General features: G+C 48.9%; 31 protein-coding genes and 1 tRNA gene. 23 read left to right on the forward strand and 9 right to left on the reverse strand.

From position 1 onward, the window contains the following. Positions 1-154: 154 nt before the first annotated feature. The 4 genes from V8F51_RS28195 (at position 155) to V8F51_RS28210 (ending at position 3565) form a co-directional block, all read left to right on the forward strand. Positions 155-928 carry a ParA family protein gene (locus V8F51_RS28195; protein ID WP_337103838.1) on the forward strand — a complete coding sequence of 258 codons (774 nt, stop codon included), beginning with the start codon at positions 155-157 and terminating at the stop codon, positions 926-928. Then, positions 909-1760, forward strand: coding sequence for a ParB/RepB/Spo0J family partition protein (locus V8F51_RS28200; protein ID WP_337103839.1), 852 nt, complete (start codon positions 909-911; stop codon positions 1758-1760). Before V8F51_RS28195 ends, V8F51_RS28200 begins: the two co-directional genes overlap by 20 nt. A 123-nt stretch (positions 1761-1883) precedes the next feature. Continuing rightward, positions 1884-3056 (forward strand): aminotransferase class V-fold PLP-dependent enzyme, encoded by a 1173-nt coding sequence (locus tag V8F51_RS28205; RefSeq protein ID WP_337103840.1) that lies wholly within the window; start codon positions 1884-1886, stop codon positions 3054-3056. A 26-nt stretch (positions 3057-3082) separates the two neighbouring features. Then, positions 3083-3565 carry a DUF4446 family protein gene (locus V8F51_RS28210; protein WP_337103841.1) on the forward strand — a complete coding sequence of 161 codons (483 nt, stop codon included), beginning with the start codon at positions 3083-3085 and terminating at the stop codon, positions 3563-3565. 36 nt (positions 3566-3601) lie between these two features. Here V8F51_RS28210 and yyaC read toward each other — a convergent pair whose 3' ends face one another. Then, the gene (gene yyaC, locus V8F51_RS28215) at positions 3602-4225 is read right to left on the reverse strand and encodes a spore protease YyaC (protein WP_337103842.1); all 624 of its coding nucleotides are present in this window, start codon (positions 4223-4225) and stop codon (positions 3602-3604) included. Between the two features lie 109 nt (positions 4226-4334). Here yyaC and V8F51_RS28220 point away from each other — a divergent pair, with 109 nt between their 5' ends. The 5 genes from V8F51_RS28220 to V8F51_RS28240 all read left to right on the forward strand — a co-directional run bounded on the left by V8F51_RS28220 (position 4335) and on the right by V8F51_RS28240 (position 6415). Further along, positions 4335-4577 carry a DUF3343 domain-containing protein gene (locus V8F51_RS28220; RefSeq protein WP_337103843.1) on the forward strand — a complete coding sequence of 81 codons (243 nt, stop codon included), beginning with the start codon at positions 4335-4337 and terminating at the stop codon, positions 4575-4577. 46 nt (positions 4578-4623) lie between these two features. Next, positions 4624-5499 (forward strand): mechanosensitive ion channel family protein, encoded by an 876-nt coding sequence (locus tag V8F51_RS28225; protein ID WP_337103844.1) that lies wholly within the window; start codon positions 4624-4626, stop codon positions 5497-5499. Continuing rightward, positions 5489-5698 (forward strand): DUF951 domain-containing protein, encoded by a 210-nt coding sequence (locus V8F51_RS28230; protein WP_337103845.1) that lies wholly within the window; start codon positions 5489-5491, stop codon positions 5696-5698. Before V8F51_RS28225 ends, V8F51_RS28230 begins: the two co-directional genes overlap by 11 nt. An 86-nt stretch (positions 5699-5784) precedes the next feature. Next, positions 5785-5875: transfer RNA gene (locus tag V8F51_RS28235), tRNA-Ser, on the forward strand. An 81-nt stretch (positions 5876-5956) separates the two neighbouring features. Beyond that, positions 5957-6415 (forward strand): helix-hairpin-helix domain-containing protein, encoded by a 459-nt coding sequence (locus tag V8F51_RS28240; protein ID WP_337103846.1) that lies wholly within the window; start codon positions 5957-5959, stop codon positions 6413-6415. A 374-nt stretch (positions 6416-6789) separates the two neighbouring features. Here the strand turns inward: V8F51_RS28240 and V8F51_RS28245 are convergent, their stop codons facing one another. Beyond that, positions 6790-6972, reverse strand: coding sequence for a YjzC family protein (locus tag V8F51_RS28245; RefSeq protein ID WP_337103847.1), 183 nt, complete (start codon positions 6970-6972; stop codon positions 6790-6792). Positions 6973-7218: 246 nt separating this feature from the next. On the opposite strand from V8F51_RS28245, the gene V8F51_RS28250 reads away from it, so the two are divergent. The 6 genes from V8F51_RS28250 (at position 7219) to V8F51_RS28275 (ending at position 11321) form a co-directional block, all read left to right on the forward strand. Then, positions 7219-8205 (forward strand): ABC transporter substrate-binding protein, encoded by a 987-nt coding sequence (locus V8F51_RS28250; RefSeq protein WP_337103848.1) that lies wholly within the window; start codon positions 7219-7221, stop codon positions 8203-8205. A gap of 173 nt (positions 8206-8378) precedes the next feature. Beyond that, entirely contained in the window at positions 8379-8663 is a 285-nt protein-coding gene (gene rpsF / locus V8F51_RS28255) for a 30S ribosomal protein S6 (RefSeq protein ID WP_337103849.1), read from the forward strand. 36 nt (positions 8664-8699) lie between these two features. After that, entirely contained in the window at positions 8700-9230 is a 531-nt protein-coding gene (gene ssb, locus V8F51_RS28260) for a single-stranded DNA-binding protein (RefSeq protein WP_337103850.1), read from the forward strand. Between the two features lie 27 nt (positions 9231-9257). Further along, the gene (gene rpsR / locus V8F51_RS28265; RefSeq protein ID WP_337103851.1) at positions 9258-9542 is read left to right on the forward strand and encodes a 30S ribosomal protein S18; all 285 of its coding nucleotides are present in this window, start codon (positions 9258-9260) and stop codon (positions 9540-9542) included. Between the two features lie 129 nt (positions 9543-9671). Further along, a complete protein-coding gene (locus V8F51_RS28270; protein WP_337103852.1) occupies positions 9672-10826 on the forward strand; it encodes a cation:proton antiporter in 1155 nt (384 codons plus the stop codon). A gap of 156 nt (positions 10827-10982) precedes the next feature. Beyond that, on the forward strand, positions 10983-11321 hold the full coding sequence (locus V8F51_RS28275) for an MmcQ/YjbR family DNA-binding protein (protein ID WP_337103853.1): 339 nt from the start codon (positions 10983-10985) through the stop codon (positions 11319-11321). Between the two features lie 35 nt (positions 11322-11356). Here V8F51_RS28275 and V8F51_RS28280 read toward each other — a convergent pair whose 3' ends face one another. Continuing rightward, a complete protein-coding gene (locus tag V8F51_RS28280; RefSeq protein ID WP_337103854.1) occupies positions 11357-11710 on the reverse strand; it encodes a DUF4870 domain-containing protein in 354 nt (117 codons plus the stop codon). A 226-nt stretch (positions 11711-11936) separates the two neighbouring features. On the opposite strand from V8F51_RS28280, the gene V8F51_RS28285 reads away from it, so the two are divergent. The 7 genes from V8F51_RS28285 (at position 11937) to V8F51_RS28315 (ending at position 19842) form a co-directional block, all read left to right on the forward strand. Next, complete coding sequence (locus V8F51_RS28285) at positions 11937-12986, forward strand: LCP family protein (RefSeq protein ID WP_337103855.1); 1050 nt, start codon at positions 11937-11939, stop codon at positions 12984-12986. Between the two features lie 62 nt (positions 12987-13048). Beyond that, on the forward strand, positions 13049-13477 hold the full coding sequence (locus V8F51_RS28290; RefSeq protein WP_337103856.1) for a CBS domain-containing protein: 429 nt from the start codon (positions 13049-13051) through the stop codon (positions 13475-13477). Between the two features lie 204 nt (positions 13478-13681). Beyond that, the gene (locus V8F51_RS28295) at positions 13682-14548 is read left to right on the forward strand and encodes a DUF2232 domain-containing protein (protein WP_337103880.1); all 867 of its coding nucleotides are present in this window, start codon (positions 13682-13684) and stop codon (positions 14546-14548) included. Positions 14549-14566: 18 nt separating this feature from the next. Then, positions 14567-16528 carry a DHH family phosphoesterase gene (locus V8F51_RS28300; RefSeq protein WP_337103857.1) on the forward strand — a complete coding sequence of 654 codons (1962 nt, stop codon included), beginning with the start codon at positions 14567-14569 and terminating at the stop codon, positions 16526-16528. Then, on the forward strand, positions 16525-16968 hold the full coding sequence (rplI, locus tag V8F51_RS28305) for a 50S ribosomal protein L9 (protein WP_337103858.1): 444 nt from the start codon (positions 16525-16527) through the stop codon (positions 16966-16968). The genes V8F51_RS28300 and rplI overlap by 4 nt, the downstream gene beginning before the upstream one ends. Before the next feature lie 37 nt (positions 16969-17005). Further along, positions 17006-18367, forward strand: a complete 1362-nt coding sequence (gene dnaB, locus V8F51_RS28310) for a replicative DNA helicase (RefSeq protein ID WP_337103859.1) — start codon at positions 17006-17008, stop codon at positions 18365-18367. 191 nt (positions 18368-18558) lie between these two features. Continuing rightward, positions 18559-19842 (forward strand): adenylosuccinate synthase, encoded by a 1284-nt coding sequence (locus V8F51_RS28315; RefSeq protein ID WP_337103860.1) that lies wholly within the window; start codon positions 18559-18561, stop codon positions 19840-19842. Between the two features lie 61 nt (positions 19843-19903). Here the strand turns inward: V8F51_RS28315 and V8F51_RS28320 are convergent, their stop codons facing one another. The 6 genes from V8F51_RS28320 to V8F51_RS28345 are packed head-to-tail and all read right to left on the reverse strand — an operon-like array spanning position 19904 to position 25430. Further along, positions 19904-21025, reverse strand: a complete 1122-nt coding sequence (locus V8F51_RS28320) for a GerAB/ArcD/ProY family transporter (protein ID WP_337103861.1) — start codon at positions 21023-21025, stop codon at positions 19904-19906. Positions 21026-21061: 36 nt separating this feature from the next. Further along, positions 21062-21283, reverse strand: a complete 222-nt coding sequence (locus V8F51_RS28325; protein WP_337103862.1) for a hypothetical protein — start codon at positions 21281-21283, stop codon at positions 21062-21064. Continuing rightward, the gene (locus V8F51_RS28330) at positions 21280-22413 is read right to left on the reverse strand and encodes a GerAB/ArcD/ProY family transporter (RefSeq protein WP_337103863.1); all 1134 of its coding nucleotides are present in this window, start codon (positions 22411-22413) and stop codon (positions 21280-21282) included. Before V8F51_RS28330 ends, V8F51_RS28325 begins: the two co-directional genes overlap by 4 nt. Before the next feature lie 34 nt (positions 22414-22447). Beyond that, on the reverse strand, positions 22448-22666 hold the full coding sequence (locus V8F51_RS28335) for a hypothetical protein (RefSeq protein WP_337103864.1): 219 nt from the start codon (positions 22664-22666) through the stop codon (positions 22448-22450). Further along, positions 22663-23859: a Ger(x)C family spore germination protein gene (locus tag V8F51_RS28340; protein WP_337103865.1), complete on the reverse strand. Its 1197-nt coding sequence runs from the start codon at positions 23857-23859 to the stop codon at positions 22663-22665. Before V8F51_RS28340 ends, V8F51_RS28335 begins: the two co-directional genes overlap by 4 nt. Next, complete coding sequence (locus V8F51_RS28345) at positions 23856-25430, reverse strand: spore germination protein (RefSeq protein WP_337103866.1); 1575 nt, start codon at positions 25428-25430, stop codon at positions 23856-23858. The genes V8F51_RS28340 and V8F51_RS28345 overlap by 4 nt, the downstream gene beginning before the upstream one ends. 167 nt (positions 25431-25597) lie before the next feature. Here V8F51_RS28345 and V8F51_RS28350 point away from each other — a divergent pair, with 167 nt between their 5' ends. Next, the gene (locus V8F51_RS28350; RefSeq protein WP_337103867.1) at positions 25598-26281 is read left to right on the forward strand and encodes a hypothetical protein; all 684 of its coding nucleotides are present in this window, start codon (positions 25598-25600) and stop codon (positions 26279-26281) included. The last annotated feature ends 24 nt before the right edge of the window (positions 26282-26305 follow it).

Here is a 26305-nt window from a genome sequence, read left to right on the forward strand (position 1 = left end):
ACTGTTACTTATAGCAGCAATGAATCATGCTCGATGCCGCCCTCGCTGAGGGCGGCGATGCCATTTGTAGCCGTAATTTCAACAATGAAGAGGCACGAGCATCTCGCTTGTGTATGGTGTTTTATAATAGTTTTGCATAAGAGGTGAGACAGTTTTGTCCAAAATAATTGCTATTGCCAATCAGAAGGGCGGTGTCGGTAAGACGACTACGTCCGTTAATTTGGCTGCATGTCTAGCGTCGTTGGGTAGAAGAGTGTTGCTCGTTGATATAGATCCTCAAGGAAACACAACGAGCGGGCTTGGCATCAACAAGGCGGATGTAGCCAATTGTATTTATGATGTGCTTATTAATGAAGTCCATCCTAAGGATGCTATGGTAGAAACGAACGTTCCTGGCTTAAAAATAATACCTGCAACGATACAGCTTGCAGGCGCTGAAATTGAATTAGTACCTACGATCTCGCGTGAGCTTAGACTTAAGAAGTCTTTGCACATGGTTAAAGATCAGTTCGACTATATTCTTATCGATTGCCCACCTTCATTGGGTATATTGACGATTAACTCCTTAACGGCTGCTGACTCCGTTCTGATTCCAATTCAATGCGAATATTATGCGCTTGAAGGTTTGAGTCAGCTATTGAATACAGTTCGACTTGTTCAGAAGCATCTCAATACGACACTGCAAATCGAAGGTGTATTGCTTACGATGCTTGATGCAAGAACGAATCTTGGTATTCAAGTTATCGAAGAAGTCAAAAAGTATTTTCAACAAAAAGTGTACCAAACCATCATTCCGCGCAACGTGCGTCTGAGCGAAGCTCCTTCACACGGGCAAGCGATTATCACCTACGACCCACGATCCAAAGGCGCGGAAGTTTATCTTGAACTCGCGAAGGAAGTGATAACGTATGAGCAAGCGGCTAGGTAGAGGATTAGACGCACTAATACCATCGCTATCTGTCAATGATGACGATAAAGTCATTGATGTTTCGTTAGCACAGCTACGACCGAATCCATATCAACCGCGTAAAACGTTTGATGAGGATTCCATTAAGGAATTAGCTGAATCCATTAAGCAGCATGGCGTTATTCAGCCGATCATCGTTCGCACAGTGCTTAAGGGATATGAGATTATTGCAGGGGAGAGGCGTTTCCGCGCATCTCAACTTTGCGGCAACACAACCGTTCCTGCAGTAGTAAGAAGCTTCTCCGATCAGCAAGTAATGGAGATTGCCCTCATTGAAAATCTTCAACGTGAAGATCTGAATGCGATTGAAACAGCTATTGCTTATCAAGCGCTTATGGATAAGTTCAAATTAACACAAGAAGAGTTGTCGATGAAGGTAGGTAAATCTCGTTCCCATATTGCGAACTTCGTTAGACTATTAAGTCTTCCGACGGAAATCAAAGATAATGTTTCACGTGGAACAATATCAATGGGTCATGCTAGGGCGTTAGTCGGTATTAAGGACGAAGTGATTCAGAGAGAATTCGCTGATCGCATCGTGAGTCAAGAATGGACTGTTCGTGATCTGGAAGAAGCGATACAGAAACTTGACGCCAAACAACCGGAAAGCAAAACGAAGCTTAGTCAGAAAAAACGCGATCCGTATATCGATCATTTGGAAGAGTCTTTACGAGATCGGTTTAAGACGACAGTGAAGATTAAGCAGCAAAAGGATAAAGGTAAAATAGAGCTCCAATATTATAGTAAGCAGGATTTGGAACGACTATTGGAACTGCTTCAATACATGGCATAATACCTGCTGAACAATGGCATACCCGAGTTGTAATCTTCGATTTGAAAGATTAAACTAAGGTATGCCATTGTTATGCCTTAAAAGGTATATTAATTACGAATATTATAGAAGGATGTGATTGGAGTGGGGAATGGCGAACAGCCGCTCATATATTTAGATCATGCCGCTACCTCGTGGCCTAAACCGCCACAGGTGACAGACGCGGTTGTACAGGCTATGCTCCATGATGCTGCTAATCCAGGGAGAGGCAGCCATGCGATGGCGGTAAGAGCTAGTCGCGTATTGTTCGATACGCGTAAGCAGCTTGCCAAACTGTTTAATATAAAAAACCCAAATGACATCGCATTCGCTTCAAATACAACGATGGCGCTAAATATGGCGATTAAAGGATGGGTCAAACCAGGTGACCATGTCATTACGACATCCGTTGAACATAATTCAGTTAGAAGGCCTCTATATTATTTAGAGCAAACGATTGGCATTGAAGTGACGTATGTAGAAGGGGACGAACGAGGGAACATTAATGTTGACGATGTTGCCGCAGCTATACAGTCCAATACAACGTTAGTTGTTGCAAATCACAGTTCGAACCTGCTCGGAACGATTATACCCATAGATAAGATAGCTGAACTGACGAAAAGTAAAGGCATAAAGCTTCTTGTAGATGCAGCGCAAAGTGCAGGTATTCTTCCAGTGGACGTAAGAGGGATGGGTATTGATCTGTTGGCATTTCCAGGACATAAAGGGTTGCTTGGCCCACAGGGCACAGGAGGCTTGTATATCGATCCTGAGGTGGATCTGGTGCCATTGCTGCATGGCGGCACTGGAAGCCAGTCTGAGGCGCGTGAACAGCCTCAGGTAAGACCTGATCGGTACGAAGCGGGGACGCAAAATACGCCTGGCCTAGCAGGGCTAAGAGCAGGCGTGCAGTATGTGCTGAATGAGACAGTACAGAACATCCATACTAAAGAATGGACGCTCGCTCAGCGAATGATGGAGGGGCTAAGTACGGTACCGGGATTGAGGCTGTTAGGTCCGAAGCTTGGCAAGCAGCGTACAGGAATTGTTGCATTTGTTGTAGATGGAATTGATCCATCTGAACTGTCCTTCATACTCGATCAGCATTATAGCATTGCAGTAAGAGCAGGCTTCCACTGTACGCCGCTCGCGCATGCATGCGCCGGAACAACATCTACAGGTGCAATAAGAGCAAGTGTAGGCTTGTTCACAACAGAGGATGAAGTTGATGCCTTGACGAATGCGATGACGGAGATAACGAAGAACTACGGATTGTAGAATTAAAATGGGGGCGGAAGACAACCATGGAAGACTGGACGACAAATCCGATGAATGCAGTAACGGCAGTAGTAGCTTTATTCGTTATTATTTTATTCATTTGGATCGCGGTGCTGGGCAGTAAGTTGAAACGATTAAGGAAACAATATACTGAGGTGATGGGGAATACGGGCATAACAAACTTCGAAGATGTAATCGTTGAAATGAAGGATGGGCTGAGAGAACAAGCTCAAACCATTCAACGTTTGCAGACGCAGCTCGCTACAGTAGAGCAAGCGCTGCCGGAGCAGAAGAGCAGAGTTGGTGTGCTTCGTTATAACGCATTCGCAGAGCAAGGAAGCGACTTAAGCTTCTCCATCGCGATTGTAAATGAATTGAATGATGGGGCAGTACTATCGGGCATTCATAGCAGAGAAAATACGTACGTGTATGCCAAACCAATTGAGAAGGGCGAGTCCCCGTATCCGCTAACACCGGAAGAACGTAAAGCGATTCAGACAGCGAAGTAATAAGGGCCACACAGCGGTTATATGGACTCCTATCATTTATAGATGCAAATGGGATGTGTAGTCGGAGGCAGCGGTTTGTTCACGGGTACTGGACGCAATATGGACGGAATTCGCTACAGCAGTGAATAGGCTTAAGGAAATGATGTCCGCCATCTTCATAACCAAGTGCAAGCGAGTGTTCTGCAGAACAAAATACTCCATGAATCCGCCAACATTAACGATACCGGTAATATGCATATCACCAACAGGAGGCAGGTCTTTGTTCACGCCGGCGCCTGGACGAACCGGACCTGAGCCGACTTGTATAGAGCCCACGCTGGAAACTTGGCCGAGGCAGGCATCAATGCCGATGATAAAAGGCTTATGGAATCGGCGATTGATTTCTAGAAGAGTTTCTTCTAGATTCATGGCATGAACAGGTTCTTCCAGCGTACCGAACAAGGCATAATGAGGACTTCTGAATTTGGACAAGGAAGTACCGATAAGCGGACCAAGCGAATCGCCGGTCGAGCGGTCAGTGCCGACGCATACAATAACAAGGGGGCGTTTGCCAGCTTGTTCATCGAGCATTGAGGTTAGCCGGTTAACAAGCAGCCCGACTACATTCGCGGTCGTGTAAGGTACCTTCAAAGGTGTTTCCTTCATAAATGGTAGCTTCATAGAATCCCTCCGCTAATTGCAAATATGATACTAGTATATGGATAGGACAACCATTTTATACGTAGGCTCACATAGTAAAAAAGTACGAACTGAAATGTTGGAGGTGCGTATGCTAATTGCATTTGACTCCACGCAGCAGGCGCTACGGGCGGAGATGCTGCTGGAATACGCTGAAGTTGATATTGATATTTGTCCAACGCCGAAAGAAATTACGGCAGGCTGCGCCTTATCGATTCATTTTCCAGAAGAGGATATGGAGACGGTTAAGGATGTCATCGAGCAGGAACATGTAGAAATAAGAGGCATATTCAAGCCGGATACGGTTGCAGGATATATCCAAATAGACATTTAGGTTAGCTTGAGCTAAGAGGGATAAAGGCAATGGAGGGATGAACCCAATGTCCATTCGAGAATTGTATACAAACAGTGTAAATTGGGTGACTGACAAGGAACTATGGCAAGGCTTTGGCTCTTCGGTGCTGCGCATCGTTCTTATTCTGGTTATATGCCGGATTGCCGTATGGATTATTCATAAGACGATTAACCGTGTTGTGCTGGATCGGGAAGCGAAGCGGCCATCCAGCCAAGGCAGAAGAATGACGACGGTCGGTAAGCTAATGAATAATGTCGCTTCTTACGTTATTTATTTTATAGCGGGCATGCTCATATTGTCTGAATTCGGAATAAATCTTGGGCCGTTGCTGGCAGGAGCGGGCGTACTTGGGCTTGCGATCGGGTTCGGTGCGCAGAGCTTGGTGAAGGATGTCATTACGGGTTTCTTCATTGTCTTAGAGGACCAGTTCGCTGTAGGCGATGTTATCCAGACGGGGCTGTTCAAAGGCACGGTAGAGATGATCGGACTTCGAACAACCCGGATACAAAGCTGGACAGGCGAGATACATATTATTCCGAATGGAATGATAAATGAAGTAACGAACTTCTCTATCAACAATACACTTGCTGTTGTCGATGTAGCAGTCGCTTTCGAAGAAGACGTCGATCGCGCACTTGAAGTTATCCGGAAGACGATGGCTGGCATGCAGGATGAGAATTTGGTTAATGCACCGGAGGTGCTCGGTATTCAGACCATTGCGGCATCTGGCGTAACGGTTCGAATCATAGCTGAATGCAAGCCGAATACACATCCAGTGATGGCGCGTAAGCTGAATATTGTGATTAAGAAAGCGCTCGATGAAAATGGGATCGAAATTCCGTATCCGAGGATGGTTACCTTTCAACGGAATGAGAAGGGAGGCGTGAAGGATGGAGCGTAAGCAATTCGAGCTTGGGGACATTGTTCTAATGAAGAAGCAGCATCCCTGTGGATCGAATGAAATGGAGATTATACGCATGGGGATGGATATACGAATCAAATGTGTAGGCTGCAAGCATAGCGTTCTCGTGCCGCGAGCGAAGTTCGAGAAAAACATGAAAAAGGTACTTAGGTCAAAGGCTGAGGAAGAGCAGCAATAATAGTGGAACTGCGAGATCAAAATTATTTTATATTAAGTGTTGCAATAGTCTGTCCTATATGTTAAGATAAATTTTGTCTTGAATGCGGAGAGGTACCCAAGAGGCCCAAGGGGGCTGACTCGAAATCAGCTAGGCGTGTCAAAGCGTGCGTGGGTTCGAATCCCACCTTCTCCGCCACTTATAACTAACAGTCAAACGATTCGCACGCGGATCGTTTTTTTTGTGCCTTAATATTGAAGAGAAATGAGGGTGCAACCAATGAGTACGCCAAAGCTGCCGTTAATCGACAATGAACGCAAACGCCTTAGAGCGTTGAAGATCAAGTTAGCTCAGATAGCTGACTACAGCCAAGCTGAATTGGCTAGGAGTCTGGATATTAGCGAAGACAGGGCGAGTCTACTATGCGCCTTAGCGCAGTTTCAGCGAGTACCCTCTATTGGTCCATCACTAGCGCATAATCTTGTTGAGCTGGGTTTTCACACGCTGCAGGATATTAAGGATGGGGGAGAGAGCGGCGAGGAGCTTGTTAATCGTCTAGAGAAGCTGCATGGCGTCTGGATGGATCCTTGCGTAGAGGATGTAATGCGGCTGGCTGTCCATCATGCCCAGCATCCAGGCAGCGAGAAGCAGTGGTGGGACTTTACCGCCGAGCGTAAAGCGTACAGAAACGAGCACGGCTATCCGACTGATCGGCCAGCTAAAGCTTGGCATAAATGAAACCACAAGCAAGAAGAGAGCTCTCGCGAGCTCTCTCCTTGGACGGTGTTTGATAAGTTGAGTCGATCAATTCACACTACAAATTACAGAAAGCATGAGCCATCATTCGTCAATCGGAACAAATCAGCTGATAGCTTCATTACCCTTTTGAGCACAGACATACATATCCGTTTGAACGGTGTATATATGGTTGCTCGAATGCGCGTGTGTTACAGACGGTAGTCTTTGGCACAACCCTCCGCTTCTAAACTGAGTGGACGAAATCCTCTAAAGGCCCTTTCACCAAACGGTTCAACGGAACCACACCTCTCTAATCACCGTCGATATTAATATGACCCGATATTCGCTTTACTATTCATCGCATTTACAAAAAATTAATGACCTATTCGTTTCCACTTACGCTCGTGATTCGACGTGTCGGGAAAACGCTGGCCCTTACTAAGCGTCACTTTCTTCGGGTTCTGTATCCCCATATGATACGAATTGACTCCATCCTCAATATAAGTGCCGTCATTAGGAGCTTTGTCGCCCGGTGAAAATAAGGTCCATTCGCCCATGCTGCTCGCCTCCAGTGCTATTGATTTGATAATACTGAGCAACTGTCTACGGTCGCTCGGACTTTAGTATGAGCAGCAAACGCTTATCGCATAAGTAGCAGAATACGGTTGTCACAAGGCATGTTCATAAATTTGCCGAAATTTGAACGATTGACTTTGATAATGAGAATTGTTATCATCTTAAAGGCATCTAAGACGTGCGGTGTTGTGCGTTTCATGAGAAACTACTTATTAGGGGGAAGTACTTTGGTATTACGCAATAAGAAATTTATGCTCGTATTGATTAGTTTGATGGTTATGTCGTTATGGCTCGCAGCATGCGGAGCAAGCGATAATAATAAAAATGCCGGTAATGCGGCAACGAATGCACCTGCTGCAACAGATGCACCGGCCGCTGCTGAAGAGAGAACGTTAGTGGATGGACTAGGCAACGAAGTTAAGATTCCTGCGAATCCGCAACGCATTATCGCATCCTACCTGGAGGATCACTTGATTGCTCTAGGCGTTAAACCTGTAGCGCAATGGTCAGTGCCGAACGGGATTCAGGATTATCTGCAAGGTGATCTTGCAGGGGTGCCAACGCTGGCGCATGATCTTCCATTCGAAGCGGTAACTGCTTTGGAGCCGGACCTTATTATTGTGGGCATGAGTTCAACAGTCGAAGGAAAATACGATCAATATAACAAAATAGCCCCTACTTTTGTTCTTGGTGATGACATCAATAACAACTGGCGCGAAGCATTGCTCAAAGTCGGCGAAGTATTGGGCAAAGATGCAGAAGCTAAGAAGGCGCTGGAGACGTATGATGCCAAAGCAAAAGAAGCAAAGGAAAAAATCGCAGCAGCAGCGCCAGGCGAATCCGCAGCAGCGATCTGGCTGGTAGGGAAAAACTTCTATATGGTAAGTGAAGGTTTGTCTACAGGTTCCTTGCTGTATGAAGAACTCGGCATTCCAGTGCCAGAGGTCGTAAAAGAGGTTTCCGCTACAGAAGGCGGCAACTGGAAGGCGATCTCGCTTGAGAAACTGGCTGAGCTGGATGCTGACCACTTGTTCTTGATCAACAGCGACAAGGATTCAGGTTCCGAGATGCTTAACGATCCGATCTGGAAAGAGATTCCGGCTGTAAAGAGCGGCAATATTTATGAGTATCCAGCTTCGTCGAGCTGGCTGTATGGGGGAACGGTAGCTTTCTCCCAAGTCATCGATGATGTATTGGAAAGCATCGTGAAGTAATAAATTTAGAAGAGCCGTACCTTCACAACGAGTGAGGGACGGCTTCTCTTTATTTTACAATTAAAGCGCACTTGTCATGTGGTATTCAATTTGATATAGTATAGAGATGCGAGCCTATGGCTCGTTCCTTGCTCCATTTATGGGGCCGTTAGTCCAAAAGGAGGTGAAACAATATGCGCAAATATGAAGTAATGTACATCATTCGTCCAGACGTTGAGCAAGAGGCTCTTCAAGCTCTCGTTGATAAATTCAATGGCATTATCTCCAACGGTGGAGAAGTCACGAAATCAGACGTGATCGGAAAACGCCGTCTTGCGTATGAGATCAATAAGCTTCGTGACGGGTACTTTGTACTGGTACATTTCAACGCAACGACTGAAGTTGTGAATGAACTTGACCGCGTCATGAAGATTACGGATGAAGTTATCCGTACATTGATCGTCAGAGACGTAGCTTAAGTCTAGTCAACGCAAGCGATTGGGAGGTCGGAAACGATGTTGAACCGTGTTATACTGATTGGCAGATTGACGAGAGACCCCGAGCTTCGCTATACGCCTGCGGGTGTTGCGGTAACGCAGTTTACGATTGCGGTTGACCGTCCGTTCACGAGCGGACAGGGCGAGCGCGAAGCGGATTTCATCCCGGTCGTAACTTGGCGGCAGCTTGCTGAGACTTGCGCCAACTACTTACGCAAAGGCCGCTTAACAGCGGTTGAAGGACGCATTCAAGTGCGGAATTACGAGAACAACGAAGGCAAACGCGTCTACGTGACGGAAGTTATCGCTGATAACGTTCGGTTCTTGGAATCCAACAAAGAAGGCGGAGCGCGTGAAGAGGGCGGCAGCGGGTACAGTGCTTCCGGCGGCGGTACAAGCAATAGCAGCGGAGGCAGCTCATACGGCGGAGGCAACTCTTCTAATGGCGGCGGCAATCGTTCCGGTAATAACTCGAATAGCAACAGCCGTGATCCGTTCCAGGATGACGGACGCCCGATTGATATTTCGGAAGATGATTTGCCATTTTAATTTATTGCGAAACGGAGGATATGACTCATGGCTTTCAAGCAAAGAGATAACGGCGGAGATGAGCGTCCAGAACGTAAGTTCAGCGGACGTAAAGGCGGCCGTAACAAACGTCGTAAAGTATGTTTCTTCACTGTAAACAAAATTACGAACATTGATTATAAAGATACTGATTTGCTCAAGAAGTTCATCAGCGAGCGCGGCAAAATCTTGCCACGTCGTGTAACGGGTACAAGCGCGAAATACCAACGCTTGCTTACTATCGCTGTTAAACGTTCGCGTCAAATCGCATTGCTTCCATACACGACTGAATAGTCGCTAATTGAATAAGCAATAATCGGAGGAGCCTGCCACCAGCGGGCTCCTCTGTTTATTTTCGGGGGTTCGTATGAATAAATACGAACCCCCGTTGTATATTAGTAACATTGTTTGGAGGGAACCATCATGCTATTCATCCTGCAATTAGCCATCATTATTGTTGCAACGAAGCTTGCAGGTCATCTCTCCGTGCGGCTTGGCCAGCCTTCCGTGTTAGGCAAGCTGATTGCCGGCATTATTATAGGCCCTGCACTGCTCGGATGGGTGGAGCCAAGTGAATTCATTGATCATATGGCCGAAATCGGTGTTCTGCTATTAATGTTCATCGCCGGTCTGGAGACAGACATGAAGCAGCTCCGCGATAATTGGAAGTCTGCGTTCGCCGTAGCGCTTGGCGGCGTTATACTGCCTTTCATAGGCGGCTACGCCATAGCCGAAGCTTTCGGGCTCACGAGTAACGAGTCGCTTTACCTAGGCTTACTGTTATGCGCCACCTCCGTCAGCATATCGGTTCAAACGCTGAAGGAGATGAATCAGCTTGGTTCAAGGGAAGGGACGACGGTACTTGGCGCAGCGGTTGTGGACGATGTTGTAGTTGTTGTGTTGCTCGCGGTTATGATGAGCATGCTAGGAGGAGGCGGCGATGTATCATTGCCGGTACTGATCGGTAAGAAGGCGTTGTTCTTCATCGTAATTATAGCTGCCGCTATATGGGTCATACCGCCTTTCATGAAGCTGATCTCGCGTCTTAAAGTGACGGAGACGGTCATAAGCGGCGCTCTTATCGTATGCCTGACCAGTGCCTACTTCGCTGAATGGATGGGTGTAGCGGGCATTATCGGTGCTTTCGCAGCGGGAATTGCTATCTCGCAGACGTCGTTCCAGCATGAGGTTGATACGAAGGTAGCGGTTGTAGCCAACGCGCTGTTCGTGCCCGTTTTCTTCGTCAGCATCGGACTCAATATTACGTTCATAGGGCTCGGAAATCAGATTACCTTCATTGTGATATTTTCCATCGTGGCCATTGCGGCGAAGCTGTTAGGCGGCGGGATCGGTGCGCGATTAACAGGTTTCAATACAAGATCTTCGCTAGTGATCGGAGCGGGAATGGTATCGAGGGGGGAAGTGGCGCTTATTATCGCCGCATCAGGCTTGCAATCGGGTCTGTTGCCTTCTGTCTATTTCACTTCAGTCGTTATGGTGGTCATTATTACGACGCTCGTAACGCCACCGCTGCTTAAGCTGTTGTTTCCGAAGGAACGTCAAGAGGGAGCCGCTTAATCCATATTCAATAAAAGAAACAGCGAATAGGCTGCCCTACGCTCGAAAGTGAGCGGCGGGCAGCCTATTGGCGCTGAAATGACAATAGAGATGCGAATCCTCTATTGTATTCGTTATAATGGATGATGACTAACGAATGGAGAGGAGAATGATGGTATGCAGCAGCTTGTTATGTATTGCGCGCAGATGACGGGCGCAACAGAGGAATATCCGTTTGGTCCCGAACCGCTCGTGATGAAGGTCGCAGGCAAAATGTTCGCCTTATTCGGCGATCAATCGATCTCCCTTAAGTGCGATCCCGTCATCGCCCAAAACTTGCGCGAACAGCACGAAGCCGTGAAGCCCGGTTATCACTTGAACAAGAAGCATTGGAATACCGTGCATATCGATGCTTCCTTGTCCGAAGAGGAGCTGCATGCGATGATTGATCATTCCTATGAGCTCGTTGTTGCCAGTCTCACGAAGGCAGATCGAAGAAAACACGGTTTAGGTTAGCGCTGCATGTAGTACGCTAGCTGAGAGTGCCGAGTTTAGAATCTGCTTAGCTGTTTCTCGCAGAAGTCGCCTACGATAGGAAGCTTATAGATTCTGCCTTGCAGCGCGAGCACCATAAGACCAATCCAAAGCACGAAGGTAGCCAGCGATAGCAGAAGCCCAAGCAGCCAGCCAAGGAACGGAATGAAGCCCAAAACGATGTTGATGATCAAGATTGCCGCGAAAATAACAGTCGACTGCATGGCATGCAGTCTGACGTAACGGCTTTGCTTCTCGATAACCAGGAAGATGATTCCTGTAATGAAGCCGGCTAAATAACAAAGCAATGCTGCAACCTTTGGATCAAGACCAGTCGATGAGCTGTCGGGATTGATGGATGGATGTTGCATAACTATTGTTCACCCTTTCCTATTAACATATTTATGCAATGATTGTATTCGATGCCGAGAGCCAATAGACCTCTTTTTGAATATCTAATCATTTACAAGTTTTATCTGCATTTTTCCACATTTGCCACCAATCCGTTGTAAAAGTTTTGTAACCTGTTGTTATAATAGATCGTCTAGAATGTAAGATGAGCGAAAGTGACAACAGAGTGAATGGGAGCAATCTGCTATGAAAAGAAAGTATAAATGGCTGTCGGCGACAGCTGCCATATTGGTCATCGCCGCAGTTGCCGGGTATTTTAATCGAGGCGCGCTGGCTGCGCTCGGATTCGATTGGTTCGTTGCCGGACAAATAGAGAAACAGCTGGAGAAAACATATAAACCGGTTCTTGGACGTGAGCCGATGCCGGTAAACTTCACTGTAGAGGAGCAGGAGCCGTTCTCCGTGCTGCTGCTTGGGGTCGATCAACGGGACAAGGAGATTGGACGTTCGGATACAATGATCTATACGGTCGTACGGCCGTCTGACGGCAATCTGCTAATGGTCTCGATCCCTCGGGATACGTACACGGAAATCGTAGGCAAGGACAAAGAGGATAAAATCACCCATGCGTATGCATTCGGCGGAGCTGGAATGGCGATGGACACGGTGGAGAACTTGTTCGATGCGCCGATCAACTACTACGCTTCGATCAACTTCGAAGGCTTCCGAGAGGCGATTGACGCCCTTGGCGGCATCTCGCTTCCGATAGAAGAGGATATCGTTAATAAGGATCCGAATCATGAGAAGTTCACGATCAAAGGCGGGCAGAGCAGCTATAACGGTCAAGATGCGCTCTATTATGTGCGCTACCGCGAGGATGCGGGCGGCGATATTAGCCGGACGGAGCGTCAGCAGACATTCCTAGGCGCGATGATGGATAAGGCATCAAGCATGAATCAATGGACGAAGATTCCGGAGTTGATTGATATTATGGGCAACAACTTCGAGACGGATATGCGTCCTGACCAAATGCTTGACCTGGCTCAGTCGCTGCTGCTTTCGAAGGAGCGGCACATCTACAGCCATTCTCTCACGGGAGAGGGCAGAAGGCTTGTCAGCGGCGGGATTTGGTATTATTTTGCCGATGAAGAGGACTTGTCAAATGTGAAGGTTATGATCGACAATTGGTTGAATGAAGATACGCCGGCAGCTGCGCTGCAACTGCCCGAGAAATATATGGCTCAGAAAGAAAAAGAGGTACAATCGCTCTCTAGCGAGAATAAAGAAGTAGAGTAAGCTAAAACGGCTGTTATCGCTCTAGACTATAGCAGAGCATACGGAACGGAGTTGTTACCAAAATGAATATTGCGTTTTTTTTGCTTCCGAAGCAGGAGGTTGTGACCGTTACGGTCGATGCGACGCTCAGGCAGACGCTGGAGCGGATGGAGTATCATCGTTATTCGGCGGTGCCGATCATAGACGATGAGGGCGGTTATGTAGGAACGGTGACGGAGGGCGATCTGCTATGGTTCTTGAAGAGCCGAACGGATCTTGGCTTCGATCAGACGAGCAAGATCAGCCTGTCGGAGGTGCCGCTGCGGATGAATAACCGTTCGGTTCGAATCGACTCCAATATGAACGATCTTATCTCGCTTGCGAAGGCGCAGAACTTTGTCCCTGTCGTTGACGATATGAACCGATTCATCGGCATTGTGCGCAGGAGCGAAATTATCGATTATTGCGAGAAGCTGATTTTTGAACAACATAATAATGTGATGCAGGACTAATTATTAGCTTTATCTCGTAGGATAGAGGCGGAATTCATAATCGGATTTCGCCTCTTTTGTATTCAATCGACGTCAAATCTGTAGTACGTGATATGTTTTGCTTTTGTGCTATAATGAGTTGTAAAGTTTCGCCCAAATATCAGATTACATGCGCAAGAGGTGAACGGTTTGAAAACCGGCTTGAAACCAGTGCTATGGAGCTTCGTGGCACTCTTATTACTAATGTCTATTGCTGTTCCGCTTCTCAATGTTCTTACTGTTATGTTCATGATGGTGCCAATTGTTGTGTTGTACGCGATTCTGCCGAAGACATCGTTCGCCATTCATCTTATTATTCCCTTCGCGCTCGCCACATGGGTGATTGGACTGCCGGTGCTGATTGTCGGCTTGTTCTTCGTTCTGCCTTCGATTGCGATGGGTATGATGTACAAGATGAAGTCAAGGGCGTCTAGCGTCATACGTACCGTAACGCTTGTTGTTCTGGCGCAAATGATGCTTTTGCTGCTCATATCGGAGACGATGCTGGATACCTCCATTATTGGGGAACTTAGCTCGATGATTCGTACTACGGTTACCGATCTTACTGCGCAGGGGCTTCTGCCGAAGGAATGGAATTCCGATACGACAGAAATGATGATTCGTACGATTGTGAATGCTATTCCGCTTACGTTCATGCTGACTTCGCTGCTGTATGCGATCTTAACGCAGTATTTGGCACGTCGTATTGTGAACCGCAGCGGACTAGAAGTGCCGGCCTTCACGAAGGCCAAGGACTGGCGTCTGCCGCGCTTGCTCGTGTTCCTTTACCTGCTTACCTACGTAATGCAGATGTTCACATCCAGCACGAGCGAAACTTATTTTGCCGTGGCGCTGACCAATTTGGTGCCATTGCTCGGTTATGTATTTTCGATTCAGACGATCGGCTTTTTCTTCTATCTCGCTTACCATCGGAAATGGAATGGAGCCGTGCCGATTCTTATCGCAATTCCGGTGCTTCTATTCCCGCCTCTTTGTTTGATTGGTTTGCTGGATACTGCCTTTCCGATCCGGAAGTCGTTTGTCAAATCATAACACGGGAGCGAATTAGAAATGCCGAAGTTTTTGGTTACACGGTGGCATGGCATGCACCAGGTATGGTCTTTCGTATTGATGGTTCTTATGACTCTTGTGCTCTCGTGGTATGAGTGGCTGCTGGGGTTAATTGGACTGCTCTTTACAGGGGCTGTGCTTCTCTATACGATATTGGCGGAACGGGCTTTCCGCAGAGACTTGGAGAACTACCTAGGTACGTTGTCTTATCGGGTTAAGAAGGCGGGCAATGATGTTATCAGCGAGCTCCCTTTCGGTATTATTATTTATAATGAAGACAGAGCCGTTGAGTGGCATAATCCGTATATCACGCAAATCGTAGGCAAAGAATCGGTGATCGGCTGTCCGCTGACGGAGCTGTTCCCATCGCTGCAACAGGCGAAGGAACGCGAGGGTACGATTGAGGCTACGGTTGGCTCGCAGGTGTATGAGCTTATATTCAAGCCGAAGGAACGTATTCTCTACGTGAAGAACATTACGGAGCGCTGGCAGCTTAGCAAACGTTACGATGAGGAGAAGCTGGCGCTTGGCGTCGTCATGATCGATAATCTCGAAGAGGTTACGACCGGAATGGACGATCATCAACGCGGTACGCTGTTATCGAAGGTAACGACTGAGATTACGGAATGGGCGCAGAAGTATCATATTTACTTGAAGCGTCTCACCTCCGACCGATTCCTGCTTATTACGGACCAGAAGACGCTTAAGGTGCTTGAGCAATCCCGGTTCATTATTCTAGATGAAGTACGCGAAATGACAGGCGACCAGAAGATTCCGATTACGCTTAGTATCGGGTTCGCAGCAGGAGCGGAGCATATCATCGAGCTTGGCCAATGGGCGCATACGAGCCTTGATATTGCGCTCGGCCGCGGAGGCGATCAGGCATCGGTCAAGGTCGGCGCGCGTCAATCATTCTACGGCGGCAAGACGAACGCAGTAGAGAAGCGGACGCGCGTAAGAGCGCGTGTTGTCGCTCATGCGCTGCGCGACTTGATCAAAGAGAGCCATAACGTCGTTATCATGGGTCACAAGATGCCGGATATGGACGCGATTGGAGCGGCCATCGGGGTGCTGAAGGCCGCTCAGCTGTTCGGCAAGGAAGCTTATATCGTACTTGAGGGCGTTAATCCGGCTATCGATAAGATGATGCTTCTCATCAGGGAAGACGAGCGGCTAGCGAAACGGTTCGTGACGCCGGAGCAAGCGGCGCAGCTTATTGTGCCGCATACGCTCGCGGTTGTCGTCGATACGCATAAGGCGTCTATGGTTAAGGAGCCGAAGCTGCTGTCGCAAACGGATCGCATTGTGGTGGTAGACCATCATCGCCGCAGCGAGGAATTTATTTCGAACGCGATATTGGTTTATATGGAGCCTTACGCCTCATCCACATGCGAGCTTGTTACCGAGCTGCTGCAATATATTCATGAGCGTGTCGTGCTTGATATTCGGGAAGCTACGGCGCTGCTTGCCGGCATTACGGTCGATACGAAGAGCTTCTCGTTGCGCACCGGCGCCCGCACCTTCGAGGCGGCATCGTTCCTGCGCCGCAACGGTGCGGATTCCATGATGATTCAACGGATGCTGAAGGAAGACCTGGAGGAATACGTGCGCAAGGCCGAAATTATTAAGCATGCCGAGGTGCTCTATGAGCATGTCGCTATTGCGGTAACGGAGAGCGGACGCAAGTATTCGCAACTGCTTATCGCGCAGACCGCCGATACACTGCTTAACATGACGGATATTCTGGCATCGTTCGTCATCGGCGAGCGGGCTGACGGATTAATCGGCATTAGCGCGAGATCGCTGGGCCATATGAACGTACAGGTTGTAATGGAAAGAATGGGCGGCGGCGGACATCTAACGAATGCGGCCGCGCAGCTTGAAGGAACCGTAGGCGAAGTCGCCGAGAAGTTGAAGCAAGTATTAAAAGAAATTGATGCGGAAGAGGGGTTATTTGAATGAAAGTGATCTTATTGAAAGATGTTAAGGGACAAGGGAAAAAGGGCGACGTGAAGGAGCTCTCCGAAGGTTATGTACGCAACTTCTTGTTGCCGCAAGGTCTAGCGAAGCTGGCTTCCGACGGCAACTTGAAGACACTGGAAGTTCAGAACGCATCCGAGCAGAAGCGCAAGGACAAGGAGAAAGAAGATGCTGAAGCGCTTGCGAAGAAGCTCGGCGAGATGACCGTAGTCGTGAAGACGAAAGCGGGAGAAGGCGGCAGACTGTTCGGCGCTATTACAAGCAAACAAATTGGCGAGGCTCTTGCAGAGCTCGGCATTAAGATTGATAAACGTAAGATTGAGCTTGAAGATCCGATTCGAACACTTGGTGTTACGCAAGTACCAATTAAGCTCCACCCGCAAGTGAAAGCGAAGCTGAACGTACAGGCAGCAGAAGAATAAGCAAAGCAACATCGAAAGAAGGAAGCGAGGGTAAGTGATGGAAGAAGAGCTGAGATTTGATCGAATTCCGCCGCAAAACGTGGAAGCCGAGCAAGCCGTTATCGGAGCCGTGCTTCTGCAGGCTGAAGCGCTTATTACAGCCATGGAGCGCCTGCGAAGCGAGGATTTCTACAGCGGTCCCCATCGGCTAATATATGAGTCGATGATCGAGCTTGGCGAGACCAATCAGCCGATTGACCTTGTCACGTTAACCGCGCATCTGCAGGATAAGCAAGTGCTTGAGGAAATTGGCGGCGTCAGCTACTTGGCGAAGCTGGCCAATTCCGTACCGACGGCAGCCAATGTCGACTATTATGCTCAGATCGTAGAAGAGAAATCGATGCTTCGCCGGCTTATTCGTACAGCGACGAATATCGTCTCTGACGGCTACGCAAACTCTGAGGATGTAGGCGTCCTATTAAGCGATGCCGAGAAACAAATTCTTGAAATCTCGAACCGCCGCTCCAGCAGCGGCTTCATCTCGATCCGCGATGTGCTGATGGAGGTATTCGAGAAGGTCGAGCACTTATATATGAACAAGGGCGGAACGTCTGGCATTCCGTCCGGCTTCGTGGATCTGGACAAGATGACGTCCGGCTTCCAGCGAAGCGATCTGATCATTGTGGCGGCACGTCCATCCGTCGGCAAGACGGCGTTCGCGCTGAACATTGCGCAGAACGTTGGCGTACGGGCTAGAGAGACAGTAGCCATCTTCTCTCTGGAGATGTCCGCGGCGCAGCTCGTGCAACGTATGATCTGCGCCGAGTCGAACGTCGATGCCGGCCGGATGCGTACCGGCCATCTCGAAGGCGATGACTGGGAGAAGCTAACAATGGCGATCGGTTCCTTGTCGGAAGCGCAAATCTTCATCGATGATACGCCCGGCATTACGGTAGCGGAAATCCGCGCCAAGTGCCGTCGCTTGAAGAAAGAGAAAGGGCTAGGCATGATTCTGATCGACTACTTGCAGCTCATTCAAGGCCGCGGCAAAGCGGGAGAGAACAGGCAGCAGGAAGTATCGGAAATATCGCGTACGCTTAAGCATATCGCGCGCGAGCTGGAAGTTCCGGTTATCGCGCTGTCGCAGCTTAGCCGTGGCGTTGAGCAGCGGCAGGACAAGCGTCCGATGATGTCCGACCTTCGGGAGTCGGGATCGATCGAGCAGGATGCCGACATCGTATCGTTCTTATATCGTGACGATTATTATGACAAAGAGTCCGAGAAAAAGAATATTATCGAGATCATCATTGCGAAACAACGTAACGGGCCGGTTGGAACGGTCGAGCTGGTGTTTCTCAAAAACTACAATAAATTTGTTAGTATTGACAGAGCGCATCAGGATCCATCGCAAGCATCGTAAATATCCGAACAATTGTATGGGCGACTGTACAATTGTTCGTTTTTCGTTTGACTTATCTATGACGTACTGCTACACTAATAATGCTGTCTTTTTGCTTTGTATCAGCTGGGCTGCCTTAGGGCATCATAGCTGGGTATAGGCTGTGAGACGGTAATTTTCGGTGTTCTTAAACGCCGGACGGGGGTATGATTATGTCTACGGTTGTTGTTGTCGGTACGCAGTGGGGAGACGAAGGGAAAGGCAAAATCACTGATTATTTGGCTGAGGGAGCCGATGTCGTCGCTCGTTACCAAGGTGGTAACAATGCCGGACACACCATTCTCATTGATAATAAAAAATATAAGCTGACGATGATTCCGTCGGGTATATTCAATAACGATAAAGTATGCGTCATCGGCAACGGGATGGTTATTAATCCTGAAGCGTTGATCGACGAAATTAACTATATTCATGACAATGGGTTCTCAACGGAAAACCTGAAAATCAGCGATCGCGCACATGTCATTATGCCTTATCACCTCGTATTGGACGGCCTTGAGGAAGATCGCAAGGGCGACAATAAAATCGGTACAACACGCAAAGGCATTGGCCCTTGCTACATGGACAAAGCGGCTCGCAACGGTATTCGGATCTCTGATTTGATGGATGCGGAAGAATTCGAAACTCGCGTACGCGCTGTTATGCTGGAGAAGAATCACCTGATCCAACAAGTATACGGCGGAGAAACGCTTGATGCTGACAAGATCGTAGCTGATTATCTTGGTTTCGCTGAAGTGCTTCGTCCTTATGTATCGGATACATCCGTTATTCTGAACGATGCGATCGATGCTGGCAGCAAAGTGTTGTTTGAAGGCGCTCAAGGCGTTATGCTCGACATCGACCAAGGTACTTATCCGTTCGTTACATCCTCCAACCCTTCGGCTGGCGGCGTATGTATCGGTTCAGGTGTAGGTCCTTCGAAGATTCAACAAGTAATCGGCGTTGCTAAAGCGTATACGACTCGTGTCGGTGATGGTCCGTTCCCAACCGAGCAAGATAACGAGATCGGTCAATTGATCCGTGATAAAGGACATGAGTACGGTACGGTTACAGGCCGTCCGCGCCGTGTCGGCTGGTTCGACAGCGTTGTTGTCCGCCATGCGCGCCGTGTTAGCGGGATCACCGGTTTGTCGCTCAACTCGCTTGACGTATTGAGCGGACTCGATACAGTTAAGATCTGTACTGCGTATAAGTATCGCGGGGAATTGATCGAGCATTACCCAGCTAGCCTTAAGATGCTGTCTGAATGTGAAGCGGTGTATGAGGAATATCCAGGCTGGTCCGAAGATATTACGAGCGCGAAGACGCTTGATGATCTGCCGACGAATACGCGCAACTACTTGAACCGCGTATCCGAGTTGACGGGCATTCCGATCGCAATCTTCTCGGTAGGCCGTAATCGCGAGCAAACGAACATTGTACGTCCGATCTACTAATAATAGTTCGCTTAATGTGAATAAAAGAGCTGCCCATACACGATATGGGCAGCTCTTTTTTTTATCCGGAGTCGGCGGTTGCTTGCGCACTATCGCTAGTCGCCGAATGCGGCTTTCGAAAGAGGGATACCAAAAACAAAAGCGTTGGAATGAGCAAGAAACCAATGATATAGATGAACATAATATAATTCCCGCTTTGGTTATAATCCATAACGCGCGGCGTTCCCCACCCGCTAATAGCCAGAGTAAGAGAACTTAGAGGGAAGGCGAGCGGTTTGTAAGCGGACAGTCTTAACCATTGCGCAACGGCAAGGCAAGTGGCGCTAAGGATAACAGTGGTCCGAATGAGCACGTCAAGCACCCAAAAAATCATAAGGAAGACGTCAAACTGCTCGATGAAATCGAATGCCTCCACATATCGGGCAAGGATCATAAAGGGGTGGCTAAAGAGTGACGTTGATTGATCGAGAATGAGCAATACGAGAAGCATCATGCCGGTGAGTGAAGCCGTCGTGGCGCATACGGCGATGAATCCGTGTTTTCTAGCCTTGCCGATATCGCTGACATAAGGCAGGAAGAAGGTCATGAAGATATACATCGGAAACCATACTTGCAAATAGACCGAGCTCCTTAGAACAGGTACGATGCCTTGCTGCAGCATCGGAAGCAGGCGGTCAAATTCAATTTCAGATAAAAAAGGCAAAAAGAAGATTAGCATCAGAATGACGATAATCGGCGTGCAAAGCTGCGCGAGCCTGCCAACGACCTCTATGCCGGAGCGAACCGCAATCGCGCATACGAGTATTAAGGACAGGTTAATGACGAGGGGCGGCGTCTCGCGGAAGAAGTAGGCCGACATCACTTCGCCGAACAGTCTCGTTTGGTTGGCGTTCATCAACAGCATGACGAGAAGGATAATGAAGCCTACTGCCTTGCCGGCGTAGACGCCAAGCAGCTCCTCGCTGTATTGAACGAGCGATCGCCCGGGAAATAATCGATGCATGTAGAAGAGAATGGCAATCAGGTAAAAGGCTGTTACCGAGGCCAGCGCCGGAGAAAGCCACATGTCCGTCTTGGCTTGGATATAAGCAAATTGAGCCGCTAATATCATAGAGGTGGCGAGCGTACTCAAATAGATCATGCACGCGAGCTGAGAAGATTGGATTTTGCCATGGTCAAGCATGATTTTTATTCCTCCCGGTCGTTCCGTGTGTAAGGGCTACGACTGAATGAATATAGCGCGGCTTAATTGTCCGAATATCCGAATATACCACTGCGCTGGCCCTTGCGTATGCGGAAACATCAAGACATAGATGCCAAGAGTAAGACCGAGCGCATAAATAACGGCATAGCTGATAATGAGCCGCTTGTTGGTCAGCCACTTCAGGTCGAACAAGGTAGTGGCCGCAGCTACCATAAGAATGGCGATACAGGTGCTCAAAGCGCGGCTCCTTCCGCTTCATCCTTAGAGAGAGAAGGCTCCGTTGCCTTTTTATTCGGGTGAATCCCTCTCCGGAATAGATCGACTAGCAGAAGCAGAAGCGGCAGCACGATGGCGCAGGCTATATAAAATGCAGGGACGATCCAACGATTAATTGTTACTTGAAGAGAGCTCTGCATTCCCCAAAAGCTGAAGATGAGAAGGAGCATGCCCATTGGAATGACAACGGGCTTCAGGTCGGGCAGCTTGAACCATTGTCCCATTCCCGTGGCTAAGCAGTAATAACCGTATGAAACCCGAATAATGACCAAGACTACCCAAACCATCATCGCGATCGATTCCAAATGCTCAAAAAATTCGCTGAATGAGGAGTATCGGCTAATGACCATAACGGGGTATAAATATAGCTCTGTCGCATGCCGGAGGAAGGAAGCAACATGCCAATTGACGATGACGAGCATGAGACATAACATAACGGTCGAGGTTACGCTCCATCCTTTAATTTTTTGATTTCTTCCTACCGAAGGCAAATAGAATGTTATTAAAGAGAACATCGCATACCAGGTTTGCAAAACGAACGCTCCCTGGAGCGAAGGGAGCAGTCCGTTCTCGAATAGGGGCAAGATTGGCTTCAAGTCTTTGTACAAGGGCCAAAATATGAGGGCGCAGAGCAGGAACGGAAACGGCAGAAAAAATACGGCTAATCGACAGAGAACTTCAACGCCGCACCGAATAATGATTGCGGACAGCAAAATGAGGCAAAAGGCAAGCGCAATAGGCGGTGTTCTCATCAAAAAGGATATATTGATAAAATCACAAAATTGTCTCAGCATATAAGCGGTTGCGTACGTTACGTAAAACAGAAAGAGCAGCGACAGCAGCTTGCCGACAACCGGACCAACGATTCGATCGGCGTATTGCACAAGTGACATGCCGGGATAGCGGTTATGCAGACTGATCCAGGAAAAGATACACAGCAGACCTCCGGCAAGTCCCCAAATCGGAGCGACCCACAGGTCGTGGCCGGCAGTTGGCGCAGCCGAGCTGACTTCGGTTAGGAATGCCGTTCCCATGAGCGAGAGGAACATGAGCACACAGAGCTGAAAGGCGGATATGAACGTTTTCGGCATATATCGTTCCCTCTTTTCTAATAAATGCGCAGTCTTAATTGCTGTCCCTAATCCATGCTCCTATGACCGTTTCCACGAGCTGATAGGGTCCGGGCAACGTCGGATCATACGCGACGACGACCGCGAGAGCCCACATGACGACCATGAGAGCGGCAAACACGGCTTTGGATTTCGGATCGCGCAATTGCTTCCATTGCAGAAGAAACAGTCCAGCGGTTACGACACTAATATAAATCAGCCCGGTTATGCTCATTGTGACTGTTCCATCCCGTCGTTCAGCACTTTATTCTTACCTACTAAGCCGATCCGCAGTATCGTTACGTCGACGTCATACTTCACCTCTACCTGGGAGAAAACATGGTCCCAATTCGGTTTGTTCTTCTTCCATACTTGCGGATGATGGCGATGGAATTGGTCGGCGAACCCGAGCACGTCCGTATTCGTCTGCTGCGCAATCTTGACTGCACCTTCTATCCGCTCGATGATTTCCAGGCCGAACTGCTTCTCAAGCATCTTCACGTTCTCAGGCTTCGTCACATCAAGCTTCGTCGTATTCTCGTTAATGTTGCCCGCTATCTTGATCTGAACGTTCACGGCTAGCTTGTCGCCTTGTACGATGGGCTTCAAGTTGGTGTCACCGCTCACGATTTCCATTGAGGCATATCCATTGCCGTCGTCGATCTTGGTCGTAAGCGTGGCTGACTCAATCTGATCATGCAGCCATAATAGTCCCCGCGCTTGATAGATGTCATATAAATAATTCAGCTTCTGTGCTTTGATTGAGCCGATACCGCTGAAGTAGGGGGAAGTTTTGTTGCCGCTCTTCTTCATTCGTACCAATGGTATAAGCGTCGTGTGGGCTTCATCCGATAAGTCGACAACCGCCTCGAGGAGCGACACGTCGAGTCCTGTCTGAATAACGGACATTTCCCGCAGCGCTTCTGCGCTGTTGCGTTCGATATTCGATTTCCAAGCCAGCAGCTTGTCTGCACCTCCCTTGGAAATGTAGATATTCGCCCGCTCGCGCGGATCGGGATGGCGAATAAGGAAGTCCAAGGGATCGTTCAAGCCGTGTTTGGCCAGCTTCTCGCTAAATATGAATACATCAGACTGTCCCCAAAACAGCCTGCGCGACAGCAGCTCTTGCAGCCTGGATGCTGCCTCCGACGTATTGGCGCCAATCGCGCTCTCGACGAAGGCTTGCTTTATTTCCCCACTCGGCTCGCTGCCAAGCGACTGTCCGGAGCTGGAGCTGGCAGGGACATAGATCTGAACGCTGAGCTTAATCTTATTGTCATCAGCCAGATCAAAGCCCGCGGCGGTTACGATAGCCAGGTCGTTAATTTCGTTCCGATCCCAGCAGGCAGTCAGGCATGACGTTGCGATAAGCAGCGTAAGCAGTACGGCTGCAGGGCGGACAAGCCGGTAGGCGTACACATGTATCATTCCTTCTTCAAGCGTGATTTGGGCAACCTGAGACGGTATTTATTCCATGGCCCGCCGGTAAAGTGCGGCCTTGTATTCAGCGCCCAGCGCGGCGCGCGAATTAGCGTATCCTTCAACTGCTCCGGCTGCAACGGCGAGATTGGTGACAAATACGGAACGCCGAACGAGCGAAGCGAGAGCAGATGAACGATGATGAGAACGGTCGACAACACGATGCCGTACAGCCCAAGAATACCCGCGCTGAAAATCATCGGAAAACGAATGATACGCAGCGCAATCGCGAGGGAATAGTTCGGTATGAGAAAAGAAGCGACGCCGGTGATGGCGACGACCATAATCATCGGCGAGGATACGATACCCGCGGATATAGCGGCTTGGCCGATAACGAGGGCGCCAACGATGCTGACGGCGGCACCGACCTGCTTCGGTAAGCGAATGCCGGCTTCGCGCAGCGCTTCGAACGTAATCTCCATGAGCAGCGCCTCGACGAGCGCTGGAAAAGGAATCTGCTCACGCGACTTGGAGATCGTCAGCAGCAATGTCGTTGGAATCATCTCTTGATGATAGGATAGGATGGCAACGTATAGCGACGGCATGAAGATCGCTATAACGGCAAGCAGAAAGCGGAGCCAGCGAATGCCGGTCATGGCGAGAGAGCGCTGGTAGAAATCCTCCGGCGACTGCATCATGCTGAACAATGTAGCAGGTGCCACTAATGTAATTGGCGTACCGTTTATAAGGACGGCAATACGCCCTTCGAGCAAGGCGGCTGAGACGACATCCGGACGCTCTGTCGTTTGCAGCTGGGGAAACGGAGAGAGCGGTTCGTCCTCTATCATCTCTTCGATCATATTGCTGTCGATGACGCCGTCCACATCGATGATGCTCAATCGATTCTCCATCTCCTCTATGAGGCTTGGATCGGTTATCCCTTCCATATATGCGATTGCGACCTTTGTTTTCGTATATCGGCCAATCGATAATGTTTTCAACTGAAAGGCTGGCGACTGCAAACGGCGCCGAAGCATAGCCGTATTAATTCTAAGCGTCTCCACGAAGCCTTCGCGTGGTCCTCTTACGACAACTTCTGCCTCAGGCTCTTCGATCGCTCTTGACTCCCAAAGCGGCATGCAGAATACGAGCGCCGTCGGCTCTCCGTCATGCAGCAGCACGCTGTCCCCCGCGGAAATATGCGTGCAAGCCTCATCCATCGTCGCAATGCTTTTGGAGGAGGTGAGCGTCACGACCCGAATAACGCTTTCCCATCCGACCGCGTCCTCCGGCGGCTTATTGTTCTTAAGCGGTCGCAGCATCTCCGCATCGATTTCCTTAATGTCAGTCATGCCATCGATATAGACAATGGCAAGCTTGACTCCGCTGTGAGTCTTGAATTCATGGAAAATGACGTCCTTGCTGCTTGCATATAGCTGCCGCAGACAGTCGATATCTTCCTTGAGACTGCCGGTAAGCGGCTTAGCCAGTAGCTTGCGCTGCTCATCTAACTGCTGCAGCGGCGAGATGCGCTCCGATTTGCTGTTTTGCTGCGACACAGGATCTTTATTTTCAGTCATAACGATTGCGCACCTCCTAACAGAGCAACTACCAAATAGAATGCGCATCAGGGAACAAATACATGCAGACAATTCCATTTTTATAAGGTGAATGAGGAATGTCTCTCTCTATAGTTGACCATAATGATAGATAACAGATTGCGGCTCAAGAAGGGATTGAGGCAGAGATGATGAAAAAAGTAGGGTGGCTGGGCAAGCTCATCGCGTCGGGGCTTATCTTAAGCTTTCTATCGATATGGACGACGGGTTATATTGTTACGAGTTACGTAGATTCGCTCCTGAAGCAATTCAACTTGCCGCTTGAAGTGCCGCCAATAGCGATGTCGGGTGTGTGGGGCAAGCTGTGGGGGAGCGATCCTCCCCTTGCGGCAGAGGATATAGCGGAGGCCGGAAGCGGGCAGGACAAGCCGGAGGCTTCATCTTCACCGGAGGACACGACTGTATCAAGCGGCAACGGCGAGCAGGACGATGCGCCTGTTTCGGAAGATGCTTTCGGAGAAATCGAGAATCCGCCGCTTACGGATATCGGTATCGGAGGAGGAACAGAGGCGGGCGGTTCGCCGTCACAGCCCGGTCAGGGAAGCGATGACAGCGGGGAAATCGACGGCACGGAAACGGCCATTACGACCGACGATTTGACAGAGGCGAAGGACCAAATGACGGATGACGACAAGGAAACGTTATTCGGTCTGCTCATGAGCAAATTACCGCAGGAATCGATGCAATTGATCTCCGGCTATGTAGAAGATGGTCTAACCGAACAAGAGCTGACAAGCGTTCAACAGATTATGGCACAGCATCTCGACAAAGCCGAATACGAGCAAATGATGAATATTCTGAAAAAATATTAATCTTCTTAACAGTTTGTAAAGGTT

The organism is Paenibacillus sp. YIM B09110, from assembly GCF_037167145.1.
Classification (GTDB): Bacteria; Bacillota; Bacilli; order Paenibacillales; family Paenibacillaceae; genus Pristimantibacillus.